At 70.9% G+C, this 23,674-nt stretch carries 21 protein-coding genes and 1 tRNA gene; 12 read left to right on the plus strand and 10 right to left on the minus strand.

From position 1 onward, the window contains the following. Position 1 precedes the first annotated feature (1 nt). Together LCN96_RS43455 and LCN96_RS43460 are read left to right on the plus strand one after the other, a co-directional pair. Positions 2-1,012 carry a helix-turn-helix transcriptional regulator gene (locus LCN96_RS43455; RefSeq protein ID WP_225268241.1) on the plus strand — a complete coding sequence of 337 codons (1,011 nt, stop codon included), beginning with the start codon at positions 2-4 and terminating at the stop codon, positions 1,010-1,012. Positions 1,013-1,042: 30 nt separating this feature from the next. After that, positions 1,043-1,918, plus strand: coding sequence for a hypothetical protein (locus LCN96_RS43460; protein ID WP_225268242.1), 876 nt, complete (start codon positions 1,043-1,045; stop codon positions 1,916-1,918). Between the two features lie 127 nt (positions 1,919-2,045). Here LCN96_RS43460 and LCN96_RS43465 read toward each other — a convergent pair whose 3' ends face one another. Further along, positions 2,046-2,465, minus strand: coding sequence for a TIGR03667 family PPOX class F420-dependent oxidoreductase (locus tag LCN96_RS43465; RefSeq protein WP_225268243.1), 420 nt, complete (start codon positions 2,463-2,465; stop codon positions 2,046-2,048). A gap of 163 nt (positions 2,466-2,628) precedes the next feature. Here LCN96_RS43465 and LCN96_RS43470 point away from each other — a divergent pair, with 163 nt between their 5' ends. The 7 genes from LCN96_RS43470 (at position 2,629) to LCN96_RS43505 (ending at position 12,617) form a co-directional block, all read left to right on the plus strand. Next, positions 2,629-6,462 (plus strand): S8 family peptidase, encoded by a 3,834-nt coding sequence (locus LCN96_RS43470; RefSeq protein WP_225268244.1) that lies wholly within the window; start codon positions 2,629-2,631, stop codon positions 6,460-6,462. Positions 6,463-6,811: 349 nt separating this feature from the next. Next, positions 6,812-8,209 carry a glycosyltransferase family 2 protein gene (locus LCN96_RS43480; RefSeq protein ID WP_263657396.1) on the plus strand — a complete coding sequence of 466 codons (1,398 nt, stop codon included), beginning with the start codon at positions 6,812-6,814 and terminating at the stop codon, positions 8,207-8,209. Positions 8,210-8,307: 98 nt separating this feature from the next. Beyond that, positions 8,308-8,655, plus strand: a complete 348-nt coding sequence (locus LCN96_RS43485; protein ID WP_225268245.1) for a hypothetical protein — start codon at positions 8,308-8,310, stop codon at positions 8,653-8,655. 232 nt (positions 8,656-8,887) lie between these two features. Continuing rightward, positions 8,888-9,424: a GNAT family N-acetyltransferase gene (locus tag LCN96_RS43490; protein WP_225268246.1), complete on the plus strand. Its 537-nt coding sequence runs from the start codon at positions 8,888-8,890 to the stop codon at positions 9,422-9,424. A 226-nt stretch (positions 9,425-9,650) separates the two neighbouring features. After that, complete coding sequence (locus LCN96_RS43495; RefSeq protein WP_225268247.1) at positions 9,651-10,502, plus strand: hypothetical protein; 852 nt, start codon at positions 9,651-9,653, stop codon at positions 10,500-10,502. Next, entirely contained in the window at positions 10,486-11,640 is a 1,155-nt protein-coding gene (locus LCN96_RS43500) for a TolB family protein (protein WP_225268248.1), read from the plus strand. The genes LCN96_RS43495 and LCN96_RS43500 overlap by 17 nt, the downstream gene beginning before the upstream one ends. Positions 11,641-12,056: 416 nt before the next feature. Further along, positions 12,057-12,617, plus strand: a complete 561-nt coding sequence (locus tag LCN96_RS43505; RefSeq protein ID WP_225268249.1) for a TolB-like translocation protein — start codon at positions 12,057-12,059, stop codon at positions 12,615-12,617. Positions 12,618-12,631: 14 nt separating this feature from the next. On the opposite strand, the gene LCN96_RS43510 is transcribed toward LCN96_RS43505, so the two are convergent. Next, a tRNA-Ala gene (locus tag LCN96_RS43510) sits at positions 12,632-12,704 on the minus strand. A 66-nt stretch (positions 12,705-12,770) separates the two neighbouring features. Next, positions 12,771-13,658, minus strand: coding sequence for a TetR/AcrR family transcriptional regulator C-terminal domain-containing protein (locus LCN96_RS43515; RefSeq protein ID WP_263657397.1), 888 nt, complete (start codon positions 13,656-13,658; stop codon positions 12,771-12,773). A gap of 190 nt (positions 13,659-13,848) precedes the next feature. Here LCN96_RS43515 and LCN96_RS43520 point away from each other — a divergent pair, with 190 nt between their 5' ends. Beyond that, the gene (locus LCN96_RS43520) at positions 13,849-15,114 is read left to right on the plus strand and encodes an FAD-dependent monooxygenase (protein WP_225268251.1); all 1,266 of its coding nucleotides are present in this window, start codon (positions 13,849-13,851) and stop codon (positions 15,112-15,114) included. Between the two features lie 54 nt (positions 15,115-15,168). On the opposite strand, the gene LCN96_RS43525 is transcribed toward LCN96_RS43520, so the two are convergent. The 3 genes from LCN96_RS43525 to nadD form a co-directional block, all read right to left on the minus strand. Next, on the minus strand, positions 15,169-15,798 hold the full coding sequence (locus LCN96_RS43525) for a histidine phosphatase family protein (RefSeq protein ID WP_225268252.1): 630 nt from the start codon (positions 15,796-15,798) through the stop codon (positions 15,169-15,171). A 34-nt stretch (positions 15,799-15,832) separates the two neighbouring features. Beyond that, a complete protein-coding gene (rsfS, locus tag LCN96_RS43530) occupies positions 15,833-16,228 on the minus strand; it encodes a ribosome silencing factor (protein WP_080046168.1) in 396 nt (131 codons plus the stop codon). Between the two features lie 94 nt (positions 16,229-16,322). Beyond that, positions 16,323-16,940: a nicotinate-nucleotide adenylyltransferase gene (nadD, locus tag LCN96_RS43535; protein WP_225268253.1), complete on the minus strand. Its 618-nt coding sequence runs from the start codon at positions 16,938-16,940 to the stop codon at positions 16,323-16,325. 96 nt (positions 16,941-17,036) lie between these two features. Here nadD and LCN96_RS43540 point away from each other — a divergent pair, with 96 nt between their 5' ends. After that, the gene (locus LCN96_RS43540) at positions 17,037-18,059 is read left to right on the plus strand and encodes a M48 family metallopeptidase (protein ID WP_225268254.1); all 1,023 of its coding nucleotides are present in this window, start codon (positions 17,037-17,039) and stop codon (positions 18,057-18,059) included. A 175-nt stretch (positions 18,060-18,234) separates the two neighbouring features. On the opposite strand, the gene LCN96_RS43545 is transcribed toward LCN96_RS43540, so the two are convergent. From LCN96_RS43545 to proB, 4 genes are all read right to left on the minus strand, one after another. Next, on the minus strand, positions 18,235-20,022 hold the full coding sequence (locus tag LCN96_RS43545; protein ID WP_225268255.1) for a serine/threonine-protein kinase: 1,788 nt from the start codon (positions 20,020-20,022) through the stop codon (positions 18,235-18,237). A gap of 82 nt (positions 20,023-20,104) precedes the next feature. Continuing rightward, positions 20,105-20,281: a hypothetical protein gene (locus LCN96_RS43550; RefSeq protein WP_225268256.1), complete on the minus strand. Its 177-nt coding sequence runs from the start codon at positions 20,279-20,281 to the stop codon at positions 20,105-20,107. A 49-nt stretch (positions 20,282-20,330) separates the two neighbouring features. Next, positions 20,331-21,605 (minus strand): glutamate-5-semialdehyde dehydrogenase, encoded by a 1,275-nt coding sequence (locus LCN96_RS43555; RefSeq protein ID WP_225276189.1) that lies wholly within the window; start codon positions 21,603-21,605, stop codon positions 20,331-20,333. Between the two features lie 26 nt (positions 21,606-21,631). Beyond that, entirely contained in the window at positions 21,632-22,750 is a 1,119-nt protein-coding gene (gene proB, locus LCN96_RS43560; protein ID WP_397351802.1) for a glutamate 5-kinase, read from the minus strand. Positions 22,751-22,847: 97 nt separating this feature from the next. Here proB and LCN96_RS43565 point away from each other — a divergent pair, with 97 nt between their 5' ends. Next, complete coding sequence (locus LCN96_RS43565; protein WP_225268257.1) at positions 22,848-23,612, plus strand: SDR family oxidoreductase; 765 nt, start codon at positions 22,848-22,850, stop codon at positions 23,610-23,612. Positions 23,613-23,674: the final 62 nt, after the last annotated feature.

Below are 23,674 nucleotides of genomic sequence, written 5' to 3' on the forward strand. Positions count from 1 at the left end.
TATGCGCGCCTCCCGCCTGGTCTCCATCCTCCTGCTGCTGCAGACGCGCGGCCGGATGACCGCGCAGGAGCTCGCCGAGCGGCTGGAGGTCTCGGTCCGCACGATCTACCGCGACGTCGAGTCCCTGCACGCCGCCGGCATCCCGCTCTACGGCGACGCCGGCCCCAGGGGCGGCTACCAGCTCCTCGACGGCTACCGCACCCGGCTCACCGGGCTGACGGCGGACGAGGCGGAGTCGCTGTTCCTGGCGGGCCTGCCCGGCCCGGCGGCCGAGCTGGGGCTGGGCACGGTGGTGGCGGCGGCGCAGCTCAAGCTGATGGCGGCGCTCCCGGTCGAGCTGCGCGACCGCGCGGGCCGCATCCAGGAACGGTTCCTGCTCGACGCCCCCACCTGGTACCGCGACGCCGAGCCCACGACCTACCTGCCGGCCGTGGCCGACGCCGTGTGGAACCAGCGGCGCATCCAGATCCGCTACCGGCGGTGGAAGGAGCCGCAGGAGGTGGAGCGGCGGCTGGAGCCGTACGGGCTGGTCGTCAAGGCGGGGCGGTGGTACCTGGTGGCCGGGGCCGAGCGGGACGTGCGGACGTACCGCGTCTCGCAGATCCTCGACCTGCAGCCGCTGGCGGAGAGCTTCGACCGGCCGGAGGGGTTCGAGCTGGCGGCCTACTGGGCGGGGCATCTGGCGGAGTTCGAGGCCAGGCTGCGGTGGGGGGAGGCCGTGGTGCGGCTGTCGCCGCGCGGCGTGGAGCGCCTGCCCGATCTCATGACGCCCGGGGTGGTGGCGGCGGCCAGGCAGAGCGCGCTGCCGCCTGACGAGGAGGGCTGGACGCGGGTCACGGTGCCGATCGAGTCGATCGAGCACGCGGTGGGAGAGTTCCTCAGGCTGGGCACGGACGTGGAGGTGCTGGCGCCCGCCGCGTTGCGCGAACGGGTGGCGGCGACGGTGGACGAGCTGGCCCAGCGCTACCGGCAGGCGGGAATCCCACCGATTTATGGGGATATTTCAGGTTAAGACACCCCTCGGTCCCAGGAAGCGCGCGCCATGGACCTCCACGAGCGCCTGCTGGTCCAGGTCAGCGTCAGGGACGTCTACGACGCGGCGACGCTGGCCGGCCACCCCGGCTCCGGCCTGGTCTTCACCGGACAGGCCGGCCACGACGCGGTGCGCATGGTGCGGCGGGCCGGCTACGACGGGCCGCTGCTCGCCGACCGGCGCCGGTACGCCGGCTCAGCCCGGGTACGCGGCACTGCGCGGCTCTCGGCCGACTGGATCGCGGACCAGGTGGAGGCGGGCGCCACAACCCCACTCACCGATTCCGGATATATCGGTGAAGGGGACCACGAATCCCTGCACGCCATCCTCGAACAGGCCCTCCAGTGGGACGATGCCGTCGCCGTGCTGCCCGTGCACGCGCGCTGGGTGACCGGCGATCGCGGCACGCTGCTGCACACGGTCGCCGACTACGGGTCCCCGGTGGCGCTGGTGGTCGAGGACGGGCCACCGTACCGGCCGATCCCGCTGCCGCTGCTCTCGGCGGGGGTCGCGGCGCTCGGGGCGCTGGCGCACGGGGCGCGCTGGGCGGCGATCGGCGTCCGCGAGGTGCTGCGGCACCTCTACCCTGAGCCGCACGAGGCGCGGGGCGGCTGGCGGCGGGGCGGGGCACGCAGCGCGTTCGTGGTGGAGGGGCTGGAGTTCGTGCCCGTGGAACGGCTCGGGGAGGGCACGTGCGGCTGCGCCGCCTGCCGGGGGCGACCGCTGCGCCACCTGGTGGAGGCGGAGGAACTGCACGTGAACACGCACAACGCCCGGGTCCTGCACGGTTTGCACAACCGGCTGCTGCGCGCGACGCACCGGGAACGGTGGTGGCAGGCCCTGACGGAGGCGGCGGCCGGGGCCGGGAGCCCTACCAAGCGGTGAGCCGCCGGCAACCTCACAGAGCGGCGAGCCAGCAGCAGCCTCCCAGGGAGGCGGGCCGACAGCAGCAGCTGGCCGTCGGCAGCCGCACGGCAGGCGGGCCGTCAGAAGCCGCACGGCAGGCGGGCCGTCAGAAGCCGCGCAGAGAGATGAGCCGCACACGCATCGCGATGGGGTAGTCCTGCTCGAACTTCTCCACCCCCCACCCCGCGATCTGATCCCGATATTTCCCGATATATCCAGGCACTCCCCCAGCCAGCAGATGCCCTTCCAGAATCCGGGCCTCCCCCTTGAAGACCACCACGTCACCCCCCGCCCCATCGGTGTCGAAGTGCAACGACACCTGAGGCCCCCGACGCAGATGAGCAAGCCGTCGAGCGTTCGCCCGGTTGTAGATCAGCAAGCTGTCCCCGCCCTCCCACAGGAACCACACGGGATTGGGCTGCGGAGTGCCGTCGGCGCCGACCGTGGTCAGCCAGATCACCCGCTCCCGCGCCAGCCGCCCGCGCACCCGCGCGCCGAACGCACTGTCGGGAATCACTGCGGTCATCACCCCTCCGATCGCCGATCCCACCCCCCGTACCCGCTTCCCCGGGCGCCGGAGGTCAACCCGGCTCCGGCGATTAGCTTGATCACGTCCCGGATATAAGCCCTCTCGGAACAATTGGGAGCGCTCCCGAAACGAGCGGCTCTCCTGACCGAAAGGGTCTCTGGTGTCCCCATTACCTTCGCGGCTGGCCACGGCCTTATCCGGCGTCACGCTCGTGCTCGCGGCCACCGCCGTGACCTCGCCACCGACCCAAGCAGCCACCTCACCACCCACCCTGGCGGCACCCACCACCACGTCACCGCCGATCCAGGCAGCGAACACCGGCCCGGCGAAGCCCCCGCCGGCCACCACCCTCACCCTCATCACCGGTGACGTCATCGACTACCGCCCCGGCGAGGACGGCGGCATCCCCTCCATCGCCGTCAAGCCGGCCCCCAGGCCGGACGGGGCCGACATCACGTTCGCCACGCTGCCCAGCAAGGACGGCGGCTACCTGGTCATGCCGTCCGACGCCGCCGCCCTGGTCGCGGCGGGCACGCTCGACGAGGAGCTGTTCGACGTCGAGACGCTGGCCCGTGACGGGCGCACCACCGCGATCCCCCTCCTGGTCATCGGCACGGGCACGGCCAGGTCCGCCACCGCCCTGCCCGCCGCCGAGAATGTGCGCCCACTCGCCAGCGTCAACGGCGCCGCGATGACCGTACGGGCCGGGCAGGCCGGGACGTTCTGGGCGGAGCTGCGTACCGGGAAGAGCCCTGACGGCCGGTCGGCGAGCAGCTTCGGCAAGATCTGGCTGGACCGCAAGACGCGCGTGTCCCTCGACCGGAGCGTGCCGCTCATCGGCGCGCCGACGGGCTGGGAGCGCGGCTACGACGGCAAGGGCGTCAAGGTCGCCGTCCTCGACACCGGCATCGACGTGAACCACCCCGACTTCACCGGCCGCATCCTGGACACCCGGAACTTCACCACCGCAGCCGGCATCGCCGACAAGAAGGGGCACGGCACGCACGTCGCCTCCACGATCGCGGGCGCGGGCGCCACCTACAAGGGCGTGGCCCCGGCGGCGTCGCTGCTGGTCGGCAAGGTTCTGGACGACAGCGGCAACGGCGACTGGTCGTGGGCCATCGCGGGCATGGAGTGGGCCGCCGAGCAGGGCGCCGACGTGGTGAACATGAGCCTCGGCAGCTGCTGCGGCAACGGCACCGACCCGATGAGCCAGGCACTGAACGAGCTGACCAGGAAACACGGCACCCTGTTCGTGACCGCGGCGGGCAACGAGTACGACCCGCTCACCGTGAGCGTCCCGGCGGCGGCGGACGAGGCGCTGGCTGTGGGCGCCGTGGACAAGCTCACGGGCACCGAGCTGGCCGGGTTCTCCAGCCGGGGGCCGCGCCTGGACGACGCCGCCGTCAAGCCGAACCTGGTCGCCCCCGGCGTGGACATCGTGGCCGCCCGCTCGGCCGACTCCACGCTGCCCGGCATCCCCGGCGACGACCGGTACACGACGTTCAGCGGCACCTCGATGGCCACCCCGCACGTCGCGGGGGCCGCCGCGATCCTGGCGCAGCAACATCCGCGGTGGCGGGCGGGCGAGCTGCGCGACGCGCTCACCTCGACGGCCGCGCGCAACGACGAGCACACCTGGTTCGAGCAGGGCAGCGGCCGGGTGGACGTGGCCCGCGCCGTCACCCAGACGCTCTTCGCCACGTCCTGCCTGGACTTCCGCCTGCTGGCAGGGGAACCGGCGACCCGCCAGGTCACCTACCGTAACACCGGCTCCGCCCCGGTGACCCTCGACGTCTCCCTCACCACCCGTGGCTGGAGCGGCCGCCCGGCCCCCGACGGCGCGATCGCGCTCGGCGCGCGCAGCGTCACCGTCCCGGCGAACGGCACCGCGACCGTGGACCTCACGGTGGACCCGAGGGTGGGCTCGGTGGGCGCGTACGGCGGCTGGGTGACGGCCGCCGCGGGCGAGGCGCGCGTGGTGACGCCGTTCAGCTACTACACCGGGCCTGCCACGCACAGCCTCAAGGTGCAGCTCGTCAACTCGTACGGGACCAAGGAGTTCTTCCCCGGCTACCAGGCCGAGCCCCTCGTGTACGCGATCCCGCTCAAGCGCGGCAACAGCCCCGAGGACCCGTTCAACCCCTACGGCTACTACTACCTGCGGACCGACTGGGCGGGCACCGGCGAGTTCCTCCTGCCCGCCGGCGACTACGAGCTGATCGGCATCCTCCCGGAGAACCGGCTGACGAACCGCAGCAACTGGGTCATCGAGACCGTCACCCTGGACGGCGACGAGACGGCCACCCTCGACGCCCGCGCCACGGTCAAGCTCCGGCCCGCCCTCCCGGTGCCGGCGGACGGCAGCGGCAACGCCTACTACGTGCGCACGTTCACCGATCGCACCCAGCCGGTCTCGATCTACGGGGGCGCGGTGGGCGGCGGGCACGAGGTGTACGTCACGCCGGTCTCGTCCGTGACGGCGGGCACGGTCCGCCTGTCCCAGCAGTGGAACCTGGAGCCCCCCGTCCTGTCCGCTGTCACGGCCGGCGAGCTGCGGCTGCGTCCTGCGTACGACATGGAGTCCATGCGCAGGCTCACCGCGCCCGCGACGCTCCCCCTCGTCCCTGCGGGCCGCGGCCGCCCTGAGGACTTCCAGGGACTGGACGTGCGCGGCAAGCTCGTCCTGGTCGGGGTGCCGGTCGAGGGCACCGACCGGCCGTACGTGACGGCGGCCGACGCCATGGACGACGCGGCCCTGCGCGCGGCCCAGGCCGGGGCGGCCGGCGTCGTCGCCTATCTCGACGTGGACGGCGGCCAGGCGCGAGTGCCCCCCGGCGGCTCGCTGCACCGCCTGGGCCTGACCGCCGCCGAGGGCCGCGCCGTGCGCGCCGCGCTCTCCCGGGGGCCGCTCTCCGTCCGCCTGGAGCCGTACGCGGGGCCCGAGGTGGTCTACCACCTGCGCTTCGACTCGCGCGGACGGGTCCCGTCCCGCCCCGCCAACGTGGACATGAAGGATCTCGTCCGGGTGGACGCCGCCTACCACGCGGACACGCCGGACCTCGGCGGCTGGGAGTTCGGCGAGTCCACCACCGGGGAGGAGCCGGGCCGCCTGACGTACGGCGGGCCGGTGACGATGCCGGTGGCCCGCACCGAGTACTACGGCCCCGCCTCCGACGACGTGCTGTGGTCCCGGACGATCTCGAACAACGGCCTGGACCTGCGCTCCGCCGACCGCTTCACGCGCCGCGACAAGCGGATGTCGGAGCAGTGGTTCAAGGCGCCGCTGGTGCCGGGGGCCGCCGACGTGCCGCCGGGGTATCCGGTGACGCTGCCGTGCACGATGTGCCGGGACGGCGATCGGTTCGTACCGGCCGAAAGGTGGCGCGACTCGGATCCGCGCCACTACAGCGACCTGGGTGTGGGCACCTCGGCGCCCCGGCTGTTCGTGGGGGAGCGGGAGGTGGCCGCGCAGGGCCGGTATCCCCGGTCGTTCGTGGTGCCGGAGGGGGCGGGGGCGTACCGGCTGGAGGCGGTCGACACCCCGGGCCGCCCCCTGGCGGGCAAGGTCACCACCAGCACCTCCTTCACCTCCTCACCTCCGTCGCGGGCACCGCGCGGATACACCTGCACGTTCGGCACGACGTGCGCGTTCCAGCCGGCCGTCCAGATCACCTACGACCTACCGCTCGACCTCCTGAACCGGGCCCCGGCCGGCCGCCCGTTCACCTTCGACCTCCTGGCGGCGCCGCACTCGGGCGTGCGACGGGGGGCTGACGTGAAGCGGGTGCAGGTCGAGTACTCGGTGGACGACGGGGTCACCTGGCACCCGTCCCGCCGGGTCACCAAGCGCGGCGACGGCCGCTTCCGAGCCGAGGTCGATCACCCGCCGCTGGCCCAGACCAGCGGCTACGTCACACTCCGCGTCACCGCTGGGAACGGCGCCGGCAACTCCACCACCCAAACCATCCACCGGGCCTACGCCCTGCGCTGACCACCCATCCAAGGGGGCCGAGGGACACCCACTCCCTCGGCCCCCACCTCTTCTGCCCTCACCTCTCCCGCACCACCGGTTTCCCACGCAGCCCGTCACCCCGACCCACCCCACCCCACCCCACCCGTCCACAGGACAACCCAGACAGCCCACGCCTCCTCCACAGAACCGCATTCGGCGCCCCACCACCCCACCCCCGCAGAGCATCCTCAGAGCCACCTCGAACAGCCACCCAACCAAGGAGCCAGAGGATGCCTGGAGGCCCGCCCACACTCGGTTTCAGCCTGATCGTCTACGCCACGGTCGGCCTGGTCACCCTGATCGCACTCAAGCTGAGGAGGCGACGCAGGTGACCCCGCTGCCCACCCCCACCCCGATCCCCACCCCCGCCTCAACAGCCACCACCGCCCTCACCTCAGCCCTCACCACCGCCATCACCCCACCTCCCACCACCGCCATCACGCCAGCCGTCACCACGGCCATCACCCCGGCCCTCACCGCCGCCATCACGCCCGCCGTCACCACGGCCATCACGCCAGCCGTCACCACCGCCACGACCCCAGCCCTCACCACCGACATGGCTCCGGCCCTCACCACCGCCGCCGTTACCCCAACTCCCATCCATGACGCCGCCCGAAACCCCGCCCGCGCATCCCCCTCCCCCTCCTCCTCCCTCTCCTCCTCTCGCTCTCCCTCGCCCCTCACCGTCACGGTCATCATCCCCGCCCACAACGAGGAGCTCGGCCTCCCCGCCACCCTCCGCTCGATCAAGTCCCAGACCATCCCCCCAGACAAGATCATCGTCATCGACGACGCCTCGACCGACCACACCGGCGCCATCGCCGCCTCCTACGGCGTCACAGTCCTCCGCCCGCCCCACAACCTGGGCAGCAAGGCCAAAGCCCAGAACCACGCCCTCCCCCACTGCGACACCGACCTGATCCTCGCGGTGGACGCCGACACAGTCCTCTCCCCCGACTACATCGAGCACCTCAAACCGGCCTTCCACGACCCGGCCGTCCAGATAGCCGCCGGCAACGTACAGACGCGCTTCACCCGCACCCCATGGGAACGCGGCAGATCCACCGAATACCTCTTCGGCTTCCACTGGCACCGCCCGATCCAGCAACTGGCGAACAGCCCCATGGTCTGCTCCGGCTGCTGCTCGATGTTCAGACGCACGGCCCTCACCGAGTCCGGCGGCTTCCCCGAACGCACCATCGTCGAGGACATGGACTTCACCTGGAGCCAGCAACTGGCGGGCCGCCGAGCGGTCTACGTCTCCGACGCCGTGGCCTGGGCAGCCGACCCGGAATCGCTCACCTACCTCCGCAAGCAGGTGTGGCGCTGGATGGCCGGCTTCATGCAGAACGTCCGCCTCCACCTCCCCCGCCTGCTCACCCGCAAGCCCATGCTCGCCACCTGGATCATCGTGGCCCTGCTGGAGATCCTGATCGCCCCACTCTGGTGGGCAACCCCGCTGCTCCTCACCACGGCCTTCCACGAGCCGATCACCCACACACTGGCCTGGTGGACGGGCGGAGAGCTCATCCTGACCGTCCCCGCCCTCCTCTACGCAGCCAGACGCCGCCATCTCCCCATCACCCAGGTCCTCCTGAACCTCCCCTTCGTCTACCTGAACAAGGCAGTCAACCTCTACTACGCCTGGAAGGCCCTCCTGGTAGAGCTGATCCTGGTCCCCCTCCACCTGTCACAGGGCCTGGTCATCTACGAAAAAGGTCGCTGACGACTCTCTGCATCTATTCAGTTACTCTCAGTAGTCATAGAATCTGATGCTGATTGAAAAGTTCACCCCAACCCCGCCCCGAAGGGACGTGCACCACCATGACCGCTCGCCGAACCGCAACCACCACCATCTCCTCCCTCGCCCTCGCACTCGCCCTCGCCACCACCCCGTCCACCCCAGCCCACGCAGCCACCGGAACCTTCGCCTACACCTACCCGACCCCCAACGGCACGGGCATCGCCGACCTGACCGACCCCAGCAGCGGAACCTGCATCAACCTCCCCGAGGTCTACGCCACCGAAGACAGCGCCCACACCCCCATCAACCACACCGACTCCACCGTCACCATGTTCACCGGCCTCGACTGCACCGGCGACTACTACTCCCTGCGCCCCGGCGGCCGCGCCAGCAACCGCCTCCTCCTCAAGTCAGTAGTCTTCTCCTAACCCCACCACCCTCCCCAGAGCGGGACACCCGCCCGGCCGACCAAGCCTCGCGCTGTCCCACCTCACCCCCAACACCCTCCCCAAGAACGGGACACCAGCCCGGCTGACCAAGCCCCGCGCTCTCCCGCCTCACCCCCAACCCCTCCACCCCAACGGCCCATAGCATCAATTCGCCAGACCAACCCCGATCGAGCAGCACAACGCTCGACCACGCTGCAGATGGGCGAAAGCAATGGCCGCCACCCCCGAACTGACAAGCACCCGACTCCTCCTCGTCCCCCTCGCGGTAACCGACGCCGACGACATGGTCCACGTCCTCAACGCCCCGACCCTCTACACCTACACCGGCGGCTCCGCCCCGACCCTGGACGAGCTACGCGCCCGCTACACCCGCCAGACCATCGGCCACTCCCCCGACGGCACCCAGGAATGGCACAACTGGATCCTCCGCAAGAAACCCGACAACCAAGCCATCGGCTTCGTCCAAGCAACAATCATGAACAACGGCCACCAAGCGGAGGTCGCCTGGGTCATCGGCGAGCCCTGGCAAGGTCACGGCTACGCCTCCGAAGCCGCCCAAACCCTGATCAACCACCTCCGCACCACCGGCGTCACCACCATCCAGGCCCACATCCACCCCTCCCACACCGCCTCCGCCACCGTCGCCCGCAACGCCGGCCTCCTCCCTACTGACACATTCGAAGACGGCGAACAACTCTGGCAACACCCCCTCGACAACACCCCCCAACCTCCCACCCGCCCGCACTGACCTCCCCACCCAGGCCCCGCCAGCCAGACCCCAACCCACCGAGCCGACAGCCAACCGCCCAGCACAACCTCAGTGAGCCCGTCCAGCCCGACCCCACACTGATCCCGGCCCCTCCACTCGCTGCACATGCCTAGATCGAAGCCCCACACCCGACCCGGCAACGACCACTGACACTCCGACGATCTCCGTCTTCCCTCAGGACCTCCACCGCCCTACGATCACCCGTGTGTCTGGCACCTGGACCCGATCAGCGAACCGCGCCCGGCGCACCCGAGCCGCCCGCTCAGCCGGCGCCTTCCTGCTCCTCATCGCCTGCGGCACCGTCTACGCCATGTGGCCGAAGACCCTCACGACCGACCCCATCCTGTACGGCTTCCCGGTCCCCGAAGAGAGTTGGACACTCCACCTACGATCCGGACAGACACTGCCCCTCGACGACATCCACGCAGAAGACCCCCTCGTCATCAGCGGCGACGGCCACACGATCGTCTACAGGCAACAGGGCCGCGTCCGAGCACGCGACCTACGCGACGAAACAGTCCACGACCTCGCCGACGCCACCCGGCTGACCAGCCTGCACACCTCCCACGACGGCCGAAACGTGGCAATCTCCTACCGCGATCGAACACTGATCGCGGACCTCCAAACCGGCGAGCGTCGCACGATCACCGACATCTGCAAGGTGTACGGCCTTTCCGCCACCGTCGTATGGGGCGTCCCCGGCTGCGACCGCCGTGGAGAGGACGCCCGGCTCGTGACAGTCCAGCGTGACGGCACGGGAGCGTTCGTCGGCACCCTGACCAGCGGCATCGTCTCACCCGACCTCCGCCTCGTAGCCTCGTACGACTCCGACGGCCTCCGGATCAGCGACGCCAGGTCAGGCAAGAAGCTCACCTTGATCAGGAAAGAGACCTCCGGCCTGATCGCCTGGCTCAACGATCACGAAGTCATCATCGAGGGAACCCCGTACCAACTCGTTGACGCCAGAACGGGCAACACACGCTACGACCCGGCGTTACCGGACGAATGGACTTCATACATCGCGTGGGCTGGAGCGGGCAATGACTGGCTGGGCTGAACGTCAGGCACGAGCCGCTTCCCTCCTCACCGGCCGATCGGCGCCCAGACTCGCCGACGGCAAGCGCACCACCGCAGCCACCAGCCACGCGGCTGCCCCCACAAACAGCAAGCACGCCTCCACGACCGCCAGCCAAGCAGAAGTCCGAGCGCTCGCCGTACCGGAGCAGGAAAGACCGGCTCTCACCGCCCGGCTTCACGAGGCGGCCGTGATACCGGGACCGACGCCAGCACGCTTCCCGAAACTGATCGCCACCCTCTGCCTGCTCGCCACAGCCGGCTCGGCCGCCATCATCCCGCCCTCGGCGCCGCAGCCGCCGCTGCTACCAGTGCTGCCTGCTGCGGTGGCGGAGCCCGTCCGGTACGGCATGCGCGTCCAGGACGAGCGGTTCCCCGAACGCATCAAGCCGTTCCGCGCGACCGAACCGTCAGAAGGCTGGCTGGTCGTCGGCGCGTCGGGACAGCGCTGGCGGCTACCGGACGCACTTCCGGCAGCCGATGTGCAGGTGAGCCCGGACGGTCGCAAGCTCGCCTACTACAGCCTCACCCGCATGCAGGTAGTGATCCACGACATCACGACGGGCGCACTCCAACCCGTCCCGACCCCCTTCTACGAGGTCCGCCTGTCCTTCTCACCGGACAGCCGGTTGCTGGCCATGGAACAGCCCGAAGAAGTGATCGTCACCGACACACGGTCAGGCGCCGTCAGGCGCGTCCCCGGTGACGAGCTTCTCGTGGGGTGGGCGGGCGACCGTCTGGTGCTGAGCCACTCCTTCGACGGAATCAAGATCGTCGCGCTGGACGCCTCCCTGATCGCCAAGATCCAGGCCCCGGAACTGGACGACCAAGGGAACGCGACCGTATCTCCCGACGGCAAGGAGATCGCCGTACCGTCCGGCCAGCGTGTCCTGATCCTCGGCCAGGACGGCAAGGTCCTCCGCAAGATCCACCCGCACTTACCACCGACCGCGGAGCTGAGGCGCGTCTACCGGTGGGCGGGGCCCACCGAGGTGGTGCTGTACGCCCCCGGCTACAGGTCGGCCACCATCTACGTCATGAACGTGCACACCGGCGCGACCCGGCCCGTGCCGTACGCGCCGGAGGTAGCCGGGCGCGACATCACGATCGGAGCGATATGAAGGCCCGACGCCAGCCGATGCGACCGTCACCATCACCCAACCGGGCCCCGTCACAGGATCAGCCACCTCCACGCGGCCAGGCACCCTCACACGATCCAGCGCCCCCGCACGGCCAGGCACCCTCACACAGGCAAGCACCCCCACACAACCACGCACCGTCACACGCGCCGACACGCAAAAGCCTCTCGCTAGCCGTAGCAGCCCTCCTACTAACCTCCTGCTCCTCCCCCACACCCCCCACCACCCCTCCACCTCCCTTCACCCCCACCCCCTCCCCCATCCACTGGATCACCGAATCAGGCACAGCCCACCTAACCTCCGGCCAAACCACCACAATCCAAAACGTCAACTGGATAGCAGCCGTAAGCCGCGACGGTCACCGCATCGCCTACGTAGACGCCACCTCCGACCACTACATGGCCCTCGACCTACGCACAGGAGAAACCCGCCGACTAACCACCCACCCCGCAGGCAGAGTCCGCAACGACGAGCCCCACCTGGCCATCTCAGCCGACGGCACCCTCTTCGCCACCTCCCCGGAGAACATCGCGAAAACCACGATCACCGACTTCGACACCGGAGAGACAAAAACGATCGACAACCTCTGCCGCCTCTATGGCCTGACCCCCGCAGGCGTACTCGGCTCCCGCCACTGCACAGGCGACAGCGACCTACGCTGGGTCGCACCAGGCAGGAAACCACGCATCTTCGAGGCCCTGAACCGCAACGACCGCCCATCGCTATCGCCGGACGGCAGGAACATCGCAGTGAAAAACTGCACACTCCTCGACGCCACCACAGGCAAGCCGATCCGCAGTTTCCCGATCCCGGCAACCAGCTACTGGCTGGACCCCGACCACCTACTGGCCATGACAGGCGACGACTACTACGCCGCCAACATCAGAACCGGCTCGATCACCGAGCTGAACATCACCACTCCCCCACACCAGGCAATCCTGCTGGGCCGGTGGCGATAGCCGTACGAAAAGGGTGGAGCTATGGGGATTCGAACCCCAGACCTCCTCCATGCCATGGAGGCGCGCTACCAACTGCGCTATAGCCCCTGGTCACCGCTCCGAGTCCACCCGTTGCGGCGCTCCGAGAGCATATAGCCATCCGGCCGCATTCGCCTAATCGCGCCGCCCGTCCCGGGCCCTGGCCACCAGAACGGCGAGCCCGTCGAGCTGCCGCCGCAGGCCGAACTCGAAGACCGAGTCGAGGTCCAGGTCCAGCCCCGGCTGCGCCACCACCCTGGCCAGCGTCGGATAGGCGCCGGACGCGAACAGCCGCTCCAGCTCGGCCTCCCGGGCCCGCATCCAGTCGTCGTCGGTGATCCCCGTCTCCGTCCGGGCCTGCTCCTCCGCCTCCAGGCTGACCGCCGCCCCACGCACGTAGCCGAGCAGGGAGAGCACGGCGTGCATCATGGTGTTCGCGTCGAGCCCGAGCCCGTCCAGCGCCCGCAGCAGCCGATCCGTGTGCGCCATGCCGTTGGGCACGAACTCCGGCCGCATCAGCGAGATGGCCCGCGCCAGCCACGGATGACGCCGGTAGATGCGCCACTGCTGCCGCGCCGCCAGCTCCAGCCGCTCCCGCCAGCCGCGCGGCACCTGCTCGGGCGGCGGATCGTCCCCGTACACCGCGTCGGCCATCAGGTGCACCAGCTCGTCCTTGCCGGCCACGTGCCGGTACAGGGACATGGCCGAGGCGCCCAGCTCGGTCGCCACCCGCCGCATCGACACGGCCGCGAGCCCCTCCCCGTCGGCGACCGCGATGGCCGCCCGCACGATGCGCCGCGTGGTCAGATCCTGTACGGGCGTCCGCGCGACCACCTCACGCCCCGCCACCACGGTCCCCACACCCGGCACCACCCGCGCCAGCCCCTCCTCCTGCAACCGGCTCAGCACCTTGGTGGCGGTGGCCATCGCGACCCCCCACTCCCGGATGATCTGCCGGGTCGAGGGCAGCCGCTCCCCCGCCCCCAGCTCGCCGACGGCGATCCGGCGCCGCAGCTCCTCCACGATCACAAGGTACGGCGCCCGCCCACGACCCACCACAGCCCCTCTCACCCGACCAGCGCACTAGTGCACCACGCCGGTTTCTACCAGACAAGCCGGCCATGCGCACTAGTGCGAACCACGCAGCTCTTGCCCAGCGAAGAGCACGTACCTACGGTGCGCGTACGGCGTAAACCAAGGAAGGGCTCACCCGATGCGCGACCGCACCGTCCTCATCTCGGGCGCCGGCCTAGCCGGCCCCGCCCTGGCCCACTGGCTGACCCGCCACGGCAACCACCCCACCGTCGTCGAACGCGCCCCCACCCTCCGCCCGGGCGGCCAGGCCGTCGACTTCCGGGGAGCACCCCAACTGGAGGTGCTGGCCCGCATGGGCATCCTCGACGCGGTACGGCGGGCCCAGACCCACATGGGCGACATCACCATCGTCGACGAGCGGGGCAGACGCCTGTCGAGGCTGCCCTCGGAGGTGTTCAGCGGCGAGGTGGAGATCCTCCGCGGCACCCTGAGCCGCATCCTGCACGACGCCGCCCCCGCCGAGTACCTCTTCGACGACTCCGTCACCGGCCTGACCGAGACCGGGGAAGGTGTCCACGTCACCTTCGAGCGCGCCGCCCCGCGCATGTTCGACCTGGTCGTGGGGGCGGACGGGATCCGCTCGAAGGTCCACGAGCTGACCTTCGGCGACACCCCTCGCCAGCTCCGCCACCTGGGCATGTACGGGGCGACGTTCTCCGTCCCCGGCGTCTACGACCTCGACCACCAGGGCGTCATGTACAGCGCGCCCGGCCGCTGCGCCACGCTCGCGAGCACCGGCGGCCGGACGAGAGCCGCGCTGGACTTCGCCGCGCCCCCGCTCGCCTACGACCACCGTGACAGAAACCAGCAGCAGGCCCTGGTCGAGGCGGCGTTCGAGGGGCTGAGGTGGGAGATCCCGCGCCTGCTGGGTCAGTTGCGGGCCGCGGACGACTTCTACTTCGCCCCCGCCGCCCAGATCGTCCTGCCGGCGTACTCCTCCGGCAGGGTGGTCCTCCTGGGCGACGCGGGGTACGCCCCCGGCCCCGGCGGCATGGGCACGGGGCTGGCGCTGATCGGCGCGTACGTGCTGGCGGCCGAGCTGGCCGAGGCCGACGACCACGCGACCGCCTTCAGCCGCTACGAAAGCCGCATGAGGCCCTATGTCGTGACCTGTCAGCGGCAGGCCCAGGGAGCCGACAGATACCTGGTTCCCGGGAAGAAGTCCCAGATCTGGCGGCGCAACCAGGTGATGCGCCTGCTGCCGTACCTGCCGGGCAAAAGCCTCATCAAGCGGATGACCGAGCGCGCCGCCTCCGCCATCGACCTGCGCCCCTACGCGACCCCCGTGAACGCCACCCTCAGTCGACCGCATCCCCATCGACGAACCTGCCCCGACGTCAGCGGCCCGCCGTCCCAGGCCGCCGCGGTATCTGTCGTCGGGTGATTCGTCCGAGATCGCGTCCTGCATGTCAGCCGTACGGCCCCCGAGCCGTACGAGCTACGCTTCGGCCTCGGGCTTGTCGTCGCTGTGCACCGGCTCGGGCAAGGTGCCGGCGTTGTGCTCCAGGAGCCGCCACCCCTTGCGCCCTTCCTGCAGCACGGACCAGGAGCAGTTGCCCAGCCCGCCCAGCGCGGGCCACAACTGCTCGGGCAGCCCGAGCAGCTCGCAGATGCCCAGCCGCAGCGCCGCGCCGTGGGAGACCACGACCAGCAGCCCGTCGTCGTCGACGCGGGCCGCCCACCGGCGCATCGCGGTCGCCACCCTGGCGGCCACGTCGGTGACAGGCTCGCCGTCGGGGGCCTCCCAGGCGGCATACTCCTCGGGCCAGCGCGCGGCGATCTCCTCGCGGGTGAGGCCCTCCCACTGGCCGCCACCGCGCTCGCGGAAGTCCTTGTCGATCGCCACGTCGAGCCCGACGAGCCGTCCGAGGGCCAGGGCGGTGTCGTTGGCCCGCATGAGGTCGGACGAGACGATCATGGTGGGCCGCAGCGAGGCCAGCAGCGAAGCCGCCCTCGCGGCCTGCGCGACGCCGGTCTCGTCGAGGGGGATGTCGGAGTGGCCCTGGAAGCGCTGCTCGACGTTCCACAGAGTCTGCCCGTGGCGCAGACACACGATCCGCCTGCTCATACGGCGGCCTCACGCACTCGCGGGTTGCCCTGGCTCACGCGCGCGCCCGCTGGAGGTTGGCCTGCATGACGCTCTCCGGCAGCGAGATGGCCGGGCAGTCCTTCCAGAGGCGTTCGAGCGCGTAGAACGTGCGGTCTTCCTCGTGCTGGACGTGGACGACGATGTCGATGTAGTCGAGCAGCACCCAGCGGCCCTCGCGCTCGCCTTCACGGCGCACGGGCTTGGCGTCGGCCTCGGTGCGCAGCCGCTCCTCGATCTCGTCGACGATGGCGCGTACCTGGCGGTCGTTGGTGGCGGAGCAGAGCAGGAAGGCGTCGGTGATGACGAGCTGTTCGCTCACGTCGTAGGCGAGGATGTCATCGGCCAGCTTGTCGGCCGCGGCTTCCGCGGCGATGCGCACGAGCTGGACGGATCTGTCAGATGCGGTCACGATGCGGGTCTGTCCTCCTGTGTCGGCAGCATGCCCTTATGTTGAGGGTACCCTTCCAGCCCGAAACCCCTCACCTGTGTATCTGCGAGCTGCCTCAACCGGCCGCGTGGTACAAGCCGCGCTTGTTGATGTACTGGACGATTCCATCGGGCACCAGATACCAAATCGGCTCGCCCTTTGCCACCCGCTGACGGCACTCGGACGAGGAAATGGCCAGCGCGGGAATCTCCAGCAACGTCACGCGGCCCTCCGGCAGGCCGGGGTCGTGCAGGGTGTGCCCGGGGCGCGTACAGCCGACGAAATGCGCAAGCTCGAAGAGCTCGTCGGCCTGCTGCCAGTCGAGGATGGCGCCGAGCGCGTCGGCGCCGGTGATGAAGAACAGCTCCGCCTGCGGCCCGTAAACGCCGGCGATATCACGCAAAGTGTCGATCGTGAACGTCGGCCCGGGACGGTCCACGTCCACCCTGCTGACGGAGAAACGGGGGTTGGACGCCGTCGCGATGACCGTCATCAGATAGCGGTCCTCGGGCGCCGACACCTCCCGCTCGGACTTCTGGTACGGCCGCCCCGTCGGCACGAAGACGACCTCGTCGAGCTGGAAGTGGTGAGCCACTTCACTGGCCGCCACCAGGTGACCGTGGTGGATCGGGTCGAACGTCCCACCCATCACGCCCACTCGCCGCATCCCCTGCACACCCGGCGCATTCATCATGAAACGGACCTTACGCGGACGCTTTCCCCCAACATGAATGGACCCCCCTTCGTGATGACCGCGCATCACTTCAGTTGCGGACGTAGCATGCCGGGCATGACGACCACCCCGGACCGCAACCGCGTCCAACTGCCCGGCATCTCGTCCCGAGCCTACGAACACCCCGCAGACCGGTCCGCCCTGGTCGCTCTGCGTAAGCTCAGTGGGTTCGACACGGTTCTCAAGCAGATGTCCGGCCTCATCAGTGAGCGGCGGCTGCGCCTGATGTACCTGGCGTCGGCCGTACGCGTGAGCGAGACCCAGTTCCGCTCCCTGTACGACATGGGCCGCGACGCCGCCTACATCCTCGACCTGCACCGGATCCCCGAGATCTACGTCCAGCAGGACCCGCAGGTCCAGGCCAAGGCCATCGGCTTCGACGACCCGTTCATCGTCGTGACCACCGGTCTGCTCAACCTCATGAACGAGGAGGAGCAGCGCTTCGTCATCGGCCACGAGACCTCGCACATCCTGTCGGGGCACGCGGTCTACCGGACGATGCTCGACATCCTCACCCGCCTCGCCACCCGCGTCGCCTGGATCCCGCTCGGCTACATCGGCCTGCGGGCGATCGTCGCGGGCCTGGAGGAGTGGTACCGCAAGTCCGAGCTGTCGTCCGACCGCGGCGGCCTGCTCGTCGGGCAGAACCCCGAGGCGGGCAAGCGCGCGCTGATGAAGCTCGCCGGCGGCGACTACACCCACGAGATGAACATCGAGGCGTTCCTGGAGCAGTTCCAGGAGTACGACACCGCGGGCGACCTTCGCGACGGCTTCCTCAAGGTCCTCAACCTCCTCGGCACCACGCACCCGTTCGCGGTGGTGCGCGTGGCGGAGCTGGACAGGTGGCAGCGCAGCGGCGAGTACGAGCGCATCCTCGGCGGCGACTACCCCCGCCGGGAGGACGACCCCAACGCGAGAGTGACCGACGAGATCAAGGCGGCGGCCGAGTCCTACCGCGCGTCCTGGCAGCAGTCGCAGGACCCGTTCATCGGCGTGCTGCGCGACGTGGCCGAGGGCGCGGTCAACGCGGGCGAGCGCATCTTCAACCGCTTCTCCCGCCGCGACGGCGGCCAGGGCTGAGCACAGCACTGGGCAACAGCACTGCGCACAGCACTGGGCACAGCACTGGGCACAGCACTGGGCACAGAGCTGGGCTTCAGGGCCGAGCCAGGGTTGACCACAGCGCGACAGATCGACGTGATCCGCCGCGTGCGGCCCGCCGTGAGAGGACGGCGGGCCGTCGTCGAAACCCTCGTCACAGCAGCAGGGCGATCGCGCGCACGGCAGCGGCGCACAGGGCGACGAACCCGCCCAGCACGGCCAGTGCGCGCAGCCCTTCCCTGCGCAGGTCGGGCAGCCGATGCCCGATCCGCTCGATCTCGCGCCCGGTGATCCCCCCGCACAACATCCCGAACACCACACCGGCCACCGTCACGGGCGCGGCCTGCTGCCACCAGTCGGAGTCGATCTGACCACCGCCGGTGGCCCACAACGCCCCGCCCGAGGCCACCGCGACGGGCACCCCGGGCCACACGAGGGCGGTGACCGCCGCCCCGGTGAGCGCCACGGGGAAGAACAACACCCGCAGCGTCACCCGCGTACGCCGTGCGCTGCGCTTCCTGACCATCCAGTGGCTCATCCACAACGTCCTGGTCAGCACCACGAACACGGCAGTGATCGCGATCGAGGCGATCGGCCAGATCACCGAGGCCACCACGCACGGCACGGCCAGCACGGCGAGCATCAGCAGCGCGCCGTTGCCCGCGGGCAGGGTGGTGGCCGACTCGGCCTTCGGCCTGGCCGCCGTCCTGCTCCTGACGGCCGCCGCCGTGCGCTGCCGCGGCGCGGTCAGCTTGGGCCGCGGGCCGGTGCTCTTGCCGTCCAGGCTGGTACGGCCGCGCGGCGCGGGCACCTTCCCCTCGGCCCGGCTGCGCGCCACCGCCGCCGCGCCCTTGCCGTCGGGCACGGACCTGGCGCCCTTCCCGTCAGTCACGGGCCTGGCGCCCTTGCCGTCGGAAACCGGCCTGGCTCCCTTCCCGTCGGCGACCGGCCTGCTCCCGGTACGCCCGCGCGGCGGCGGCACCTTGCCTTCCGCGGGCACCGCGTTCGGCCTGCTGCGGGCCTTGGCCTCGCCGCGCGCCGCGGCGTCCTCCGCCGCCGTACGGCTGCGCACGGCCGTGCCCTTGCCCGCCTCCTCGGCCACGTCACCGCCGCGCCCGCCGGCGCCGGCCGGCTCGCTCTCGGCCGTGCTGGTGGCCTTGGCCAGCCGGGAGAGCCGGTCGGCCAGCAGCGCCGCCGTGGGCCGCTTGCCGGGCTCGCGGTTGAGCGCCGCGCGCACCAGCGGCAGCAGCTCCACGGGCACGCCCTTGAGATCGGCCTGCCCGTTCAGCACCGCGTACATCTGCGCCTCGGCCGTGCCCCGCCCGAACGTGGGCCGCCCCGTCGCCGCGAACGCCACCGTGGCGGCCCAGGCGTGCACGTCGGCCGGAGAGTCCACCTGCTCGTCGGCGAAGATCTCGGGCGCCGTGTAGCCCGGGGTGCCGAGGAACGTGCCGGTCATGGTCAGCCGGGTGGCGTCGAGCACCTGCGCGATGCCGAAGTCGATCAGCACCGGGCCCCGGTCGGCCATGATGATGTTGCCGGGCTTGACGTCGCGGTGCACGACCCCGGCCGCGTGGATGATCGCGAGCGCGGCGGCGATGCCCTGCGCCATGTCGACCAGCTGCGACACGTCCAGCGCGCCGTCCTGGCGCACCCGGTCGAGCAGCGTGGCGCCCTCGATGTGTTCCATGACGAGGTACGGCCTGGCACAGCTCAGGTCGGCGTCGAGCACCTTGGCGACGTACGGGCTCTCGACCCTGCGCAGCGCCCGGACCTCGCGCTCCAGCCGGATGCGCGCGGTCTCGTTCTCGGTCAGGTCGCGCAGGACCTTGAGCGCGACCTGCTCGCCGCGGCGGGTGGTGGCCAGGTAGACCTCACCCATGCCGCCCCGGCCGAGCCGCTCGACCAGGGTGTACGGCCCGACCTTGCCGAGCTTGCTCACCGTCCCTCCCCGCCCGGCGCGCCCATAAGGGACACAACCCTAGCGCCGGTACGCGAGTCGCCGTGTGAGGCACGCCGAAGGATTATCGGCGTGTGTGATCGGAGAGCATGCTGTCGAGCCCGGCCGTGGGCGCGTCCGACAGCCGCTTGCGGCCTTTCCTGCGCCAGTTGACGTGGCCGCGGCTCTCCAGCCAGAGCAGGAGCCGGTCGGCACCGAACAGCACCACGGCCGAGAAGACCAGGGCGACGACGATTTCCATGCACCCCAGTCAATCGACGCACCCCGCGCCGGTCAGGCCGACACGCCGGTCAACCGCACACCACCGTGCCCTCTGACGTGCGCAAATGCCCCTCACCCGTATAGACCCACTTGGTCGAGGTGAGCTCGGGAAGCCCCATCGGGCCGCGCGCGTGCAGCTTCTGCGTGGAGATGCCGATCTCCGCCCCGAAGCCGAACTCCCCGCCGTCGGTGAACCGCGTCGAGGCGTTGACCGCCACGGCCGCCGAGTCGACGAGTGACACGAACCTGCGGGCGGCCCGCTGCGAGCGGGTGACAATGGCGTCGGTGTGGCCGGAGCCGTACCGCCTGATGTGCGCCACCGCGTCCTCCAGCGAGCCGACGACGGCGGCGGCGATGTCGAGCGAGAGATACTCGGTGAAGAAGTCGTCGTCGGTGACGGGCACGACGCCGGAGCCGTAGCCGGCGATGCGCTCGTCGCCGTGGACGGTCACGCCGGCCTCACCGAGCGCCTGCAGCGCCCTGGGCACGAACGTGTCGGCGATGTCGGCGTGCACCAGGAACGTCTCGGCGGCGTTGCACACCGACGGCCGCTGCGCCTTGGCGTTGAGCAGGATCTGCACGGCCAGGTCCACGTCCGCCTCGGCGTCGACGTAGACGTGGCAGTTGCCCACGCCCGTCTCGATCACCGGCACCGTGGACTCCTCCACCACCGAGTTGATCAGGGACGCGCCGCCGCGCGGGATCAGCACGTCGACCAGGCCGCGGGCCCGCATGAGCTCCTTGACCGAGTCGCGGGTCTGGCCGGGCACGAGCTGGACGGCGTCGGCCGGCACCTCGGTGCCCGCCAGCGCGCCCTGCATGACCCGCACCAGCGCGGTGTTGGAGGAGTAGGCACTGGACGAGCCGCGCAGCAGCACCGCGTTGCCGCTCTTGAGGCAGAGCGCGGCGGCGTCGACCGTGACGTTGGGGCGGCCCTCGTAGATGATGCCGATCACGCCCAGCGGCACCCGGAGCTGGCGCAGCTCGAGGCCGTTGGGCAGGGTGGAGCCGCGCACGACCTCGCCGACCGGGTCGGGCAGGTCGGCCACCTGGCGCACGGCCTCGGCGATCGCGCCGATCCTGGCCTCGTCGAGCCGCAACCGGTCGATCATCGACTCGGAGGTGCCCTGGGCCCTGGCCCGCTCGACGTCCTCGGCGTTGGCCGCGACCAGCTCGGCGGCGTGCGCGACCAGGGCGTCGGCGATCGTGCGCAGCGCCCGGTCCTTCGGCGCCCGCGGCAGCGGGGCCAGCTCGGCGGCGGCCTCACGTGCCGCGCGGGCGACCTTCAGGAACTCTTCGGACATCATGCGCTCCTTGCCAGGGCGTGGTCTCAGTTGTGGGCTTCCAGTATGACGATGTCGTCGCGGTGAATCAGCTCGCGTTCATATTCCGGACCGAGCGTGCTCGCCAGCTCCCTGGTCGAGCGCCCGAGCAGCCCGGGGATCTCGGTGGCGTCGAAGTTGACCAGGCCGCGGGCCACCACCAGCCCCTGAGGGCCGCACAGGTCCACCGGGTCGCCCGCCGCGAACTCGCCCTCGACCCCCGTCACCCCGGCCGGCAGCAGCGACTTGCGGCGGCCCACGATGGCCTCCACGGCGCCCTGGTCGAGGTGGAGTCGGCCGCGCCCGGTGGTGGCGTGCGCGAGCCACAGCAGGCGTGTGCCGGGATGGCGGCCCCCGGGGTGGAAGTAGGTGCCGACGTCGGCTCCGGCGAGCGCCTGGGCGGCGTGAGCGGCCGCGGTGAGCACCACGGGCACGCCCGCCCCAGTAGCGATCCTGGCCGCCTGCACCTTGGTGATCATGCCGCCGGTGCCGACGGCCGCGCCGTTCTTGCCCAGCTCGACCCCGACCAGGTCCTCAGGACCGCGGATCTCGGCCAGCCGCTGCGAGCCCGCGCGGCTGGGCGGGCCGTCGTAGAGCGCGTCCACGTCCGACAGCAGCACCAGCGCGTCGGCGTGGATCAGGTGCGCGACCAGCGCCGCCAGGCGGTCGTTGTCGCCGAAGCGGATCTCGTCGGTGGCCACGGTGTCGTTCTCGTTGACGATGGGCACGATGCCCAGCTCCAGCAGCCTGGCCAGGGTGCGCTGGGCGTTGGCGTGGTGGGCGCGCCGCATCATGTCGTCGGCCGTCAGCAGCACCTGGCCGACGCGCAGCGCGTAACGGGCGAAGGAGGAGGTGTAGCGGGCCACCAGCACGCCCTGGCCGACGGAGGCGGCGGCCTGCTGGGTGGCCAGGTCGCGCGGTCGCGCGCTCAGCCCGAGCGGGCCGAGGCCCGCCGCGATCGCTCCCGAGGACACCAGGACGATCTGCGTCCCGGTGCGGCGCCTGGCCGCCAGCACGTCCACCAGGGCGTCGACCCGGTCGACGTCGATCATGCCCTGGGGGGTGGTGAGCGAGGAGGAGCCGACCTTGACGACGACCTTCGACGCAGCGCTGATCTGTTCCCGCACGTAAGGCAGCCTATCGGCTCCCCGAAGGGCCGCCGCTACCGAATAACCACCTTCGTTGCATTGACTGCATTACTTCAATGAATGTAATTTTTCGCTCATGGAAGCTCGCATCTACGCCGTCACCGGCGCCGCCTCCGGCATCGGCGCGGCCACCGCCGACCACCTCGCCGCCTCGGGCGCCGAGGTGATCCGCTGCGACGTCCGCGACGCCGACGTCCTGGCCGACCTGACCACTCCCCAGGGCCGCGACAGCCTGGTCTCGGGGGTCACCGCGGCCTCGGGCGGCAGGCTCGACGGCGTGGTCGCCGTCGCCGGGATCGCGCTCCCGTCCGAGCTCACCGTCCGGCTCAACTTCTTCGGCACCGTCGCCACCCTGGAGGGCCTGCGCCCCCTGCTGTCCGCCTCCCCGCAGCCCAGAGCGGTCGCCGTCTCGTCCCTCAGCGCCATCGTGGCGGCCGACGAGGGCCTGGCCGCGTCCTGTCTCACCATGGACGAAGCCGCCGCCACGGCGGCGGCCCGCGCGCTCGTCGAGTCGGGGCAGGGACGGGCCGTCTACCCCTCCAGCAAGCTCGCGCTCAACCGGTGGGTGCGCCGCGCGGCCCTGTCGTGGGCCGCGTCCGGCATCCCGCTCAACGCGGTGGCGCCCGGGGTGGTGGACACGCTGACGGCCCGCACCACCTTCCTGGACGATCCGCGCACCCGCGCCCTGGTGGCCGCCGCCATGCCGCAGCCTCTCGGGTTCCCCGGGCCGGTGGAGGGGGTGGCGTCGTTGCTCGCCTGGACGGTCGGTGTGGGCAACTCGTTCATGACAGGCCAGATCCTGTACGCGGACGGCGGCGCGGAGGCCACCCTCCGGGGGTGACCTCCTGAGCCCTCACCCAGCCGGCGCGAAGGCCACCCTCCGGGAGTGACCTCCTGAGCGCT

The organism is Nonomuraea gerenzanensis (assembly GCF_020215645.1).
Classification (GTDB): Bacteria; Actinomycetota; Actinomycetes; order Streptosporangiales; family Streptosporangiaceae; genus Nonomuraea; species Nonomuraea gerenzanensis.

Bases quoted from the DNA above. Each gene is read 5' to 3' on its own strand.
- LCN96_RS43455 (WP_225268241.1), top strand. From the start codon at position 2: ATGCGCGCCTCCCGCCTGGTCTCCATCCTCCTGCTGCTGCAGACGCGC.
- LCN96_RS43460 (WP_225268242.1), top strand. From the start codon at position 1,043: ATGGACCTCCACGAGCGCCTGCTGGTCCAGGTCAGCGTCAGGGACGTC.
- LCN96_RS43465 (WP_225268243.1), bottom strand. From the start codon at position 2,465: ATGACCGCAGTGATTCCCGACAGTGCGTTCGGCGCGCGGGTGCGCGGG.
- LCN96_RS43485 (WP_225268245.1), top strand. From the start codon at position 8,308: ATGACCGCTCGCCGAACCGCAACCACCACCATCTCCTCCCTCGCCCTC.
- LCN96_RS43490 (WP_225268246.1), top strand. From the start codon at position 8,888: ATGGCCGCCACCCCCGAACTGACAAGCACCCGACTCCTCCTCGTCCCC.
- LCN96_RS43500 (WP_225268248.1), top strand. From the start codon at position 10,486: ATGACTGGCTGGGCTGAACGTCAGGCACGAGCCGCTTCCCTCCTCACC.
- LCN96_RS43505 (WP_225268249.1), top strand. From the start codon at position 12,057: ATGGCCCTCGACCTACGCACAGGAGAAACCCGCCGACTAACCACCCAC.
- LCN96_RS43520 (WP_225268251.1), top strand. From the start codon at position 13,849: ATGCGCGACCGCACCGTCCTCATCTCGGGCGCCGGCCTAGCCGGCCCC.
- LCN96_RS43525 (WP_225268252.1), bottom strand. From the start codon at position 15,798: ATGAGCAGGCGGATCGTGTGTCTGCGCCACGGGCAGACTCTGTGGAAC.
- nadD (WP_225268253.1), bottom strand. From the start codon at position 16,940: ATGATGAATGCGCCGGGTGTGCAGGGGATGCGGCGAGTGGGCGTGATG.
- LCN96_RS43540 (WP_225268254.1), top strand. From the start codon at position 17,037: ATGACGACCACCCCGGACCGCAACCGCGTCCAACTGCCCGGCATCTCG.
- LCN96_RS43550 (WP_225268256.1), bottom strand. From the start codon at position 20,281: ATGGAAATCGTCGTCGCCCTGGTCTTCTCGGCCGTGGTGCTGTTCGGT.
- LCN96_RS43555 (WP_225276189.1), bottom strand. From the start codon at position 21,605: ATGTCCGAAGAGTTCCTGAAGGTCGCCCGCGCGGCACGTGAGGCCGCC.
- LCN96_RS43565 (WP_225268257.1), top strand. From the start codon at position 22,848: ATGGAAGCTCGCATCTACGCCGTCACCGGCGCCGCCTCCGGCATCGGC.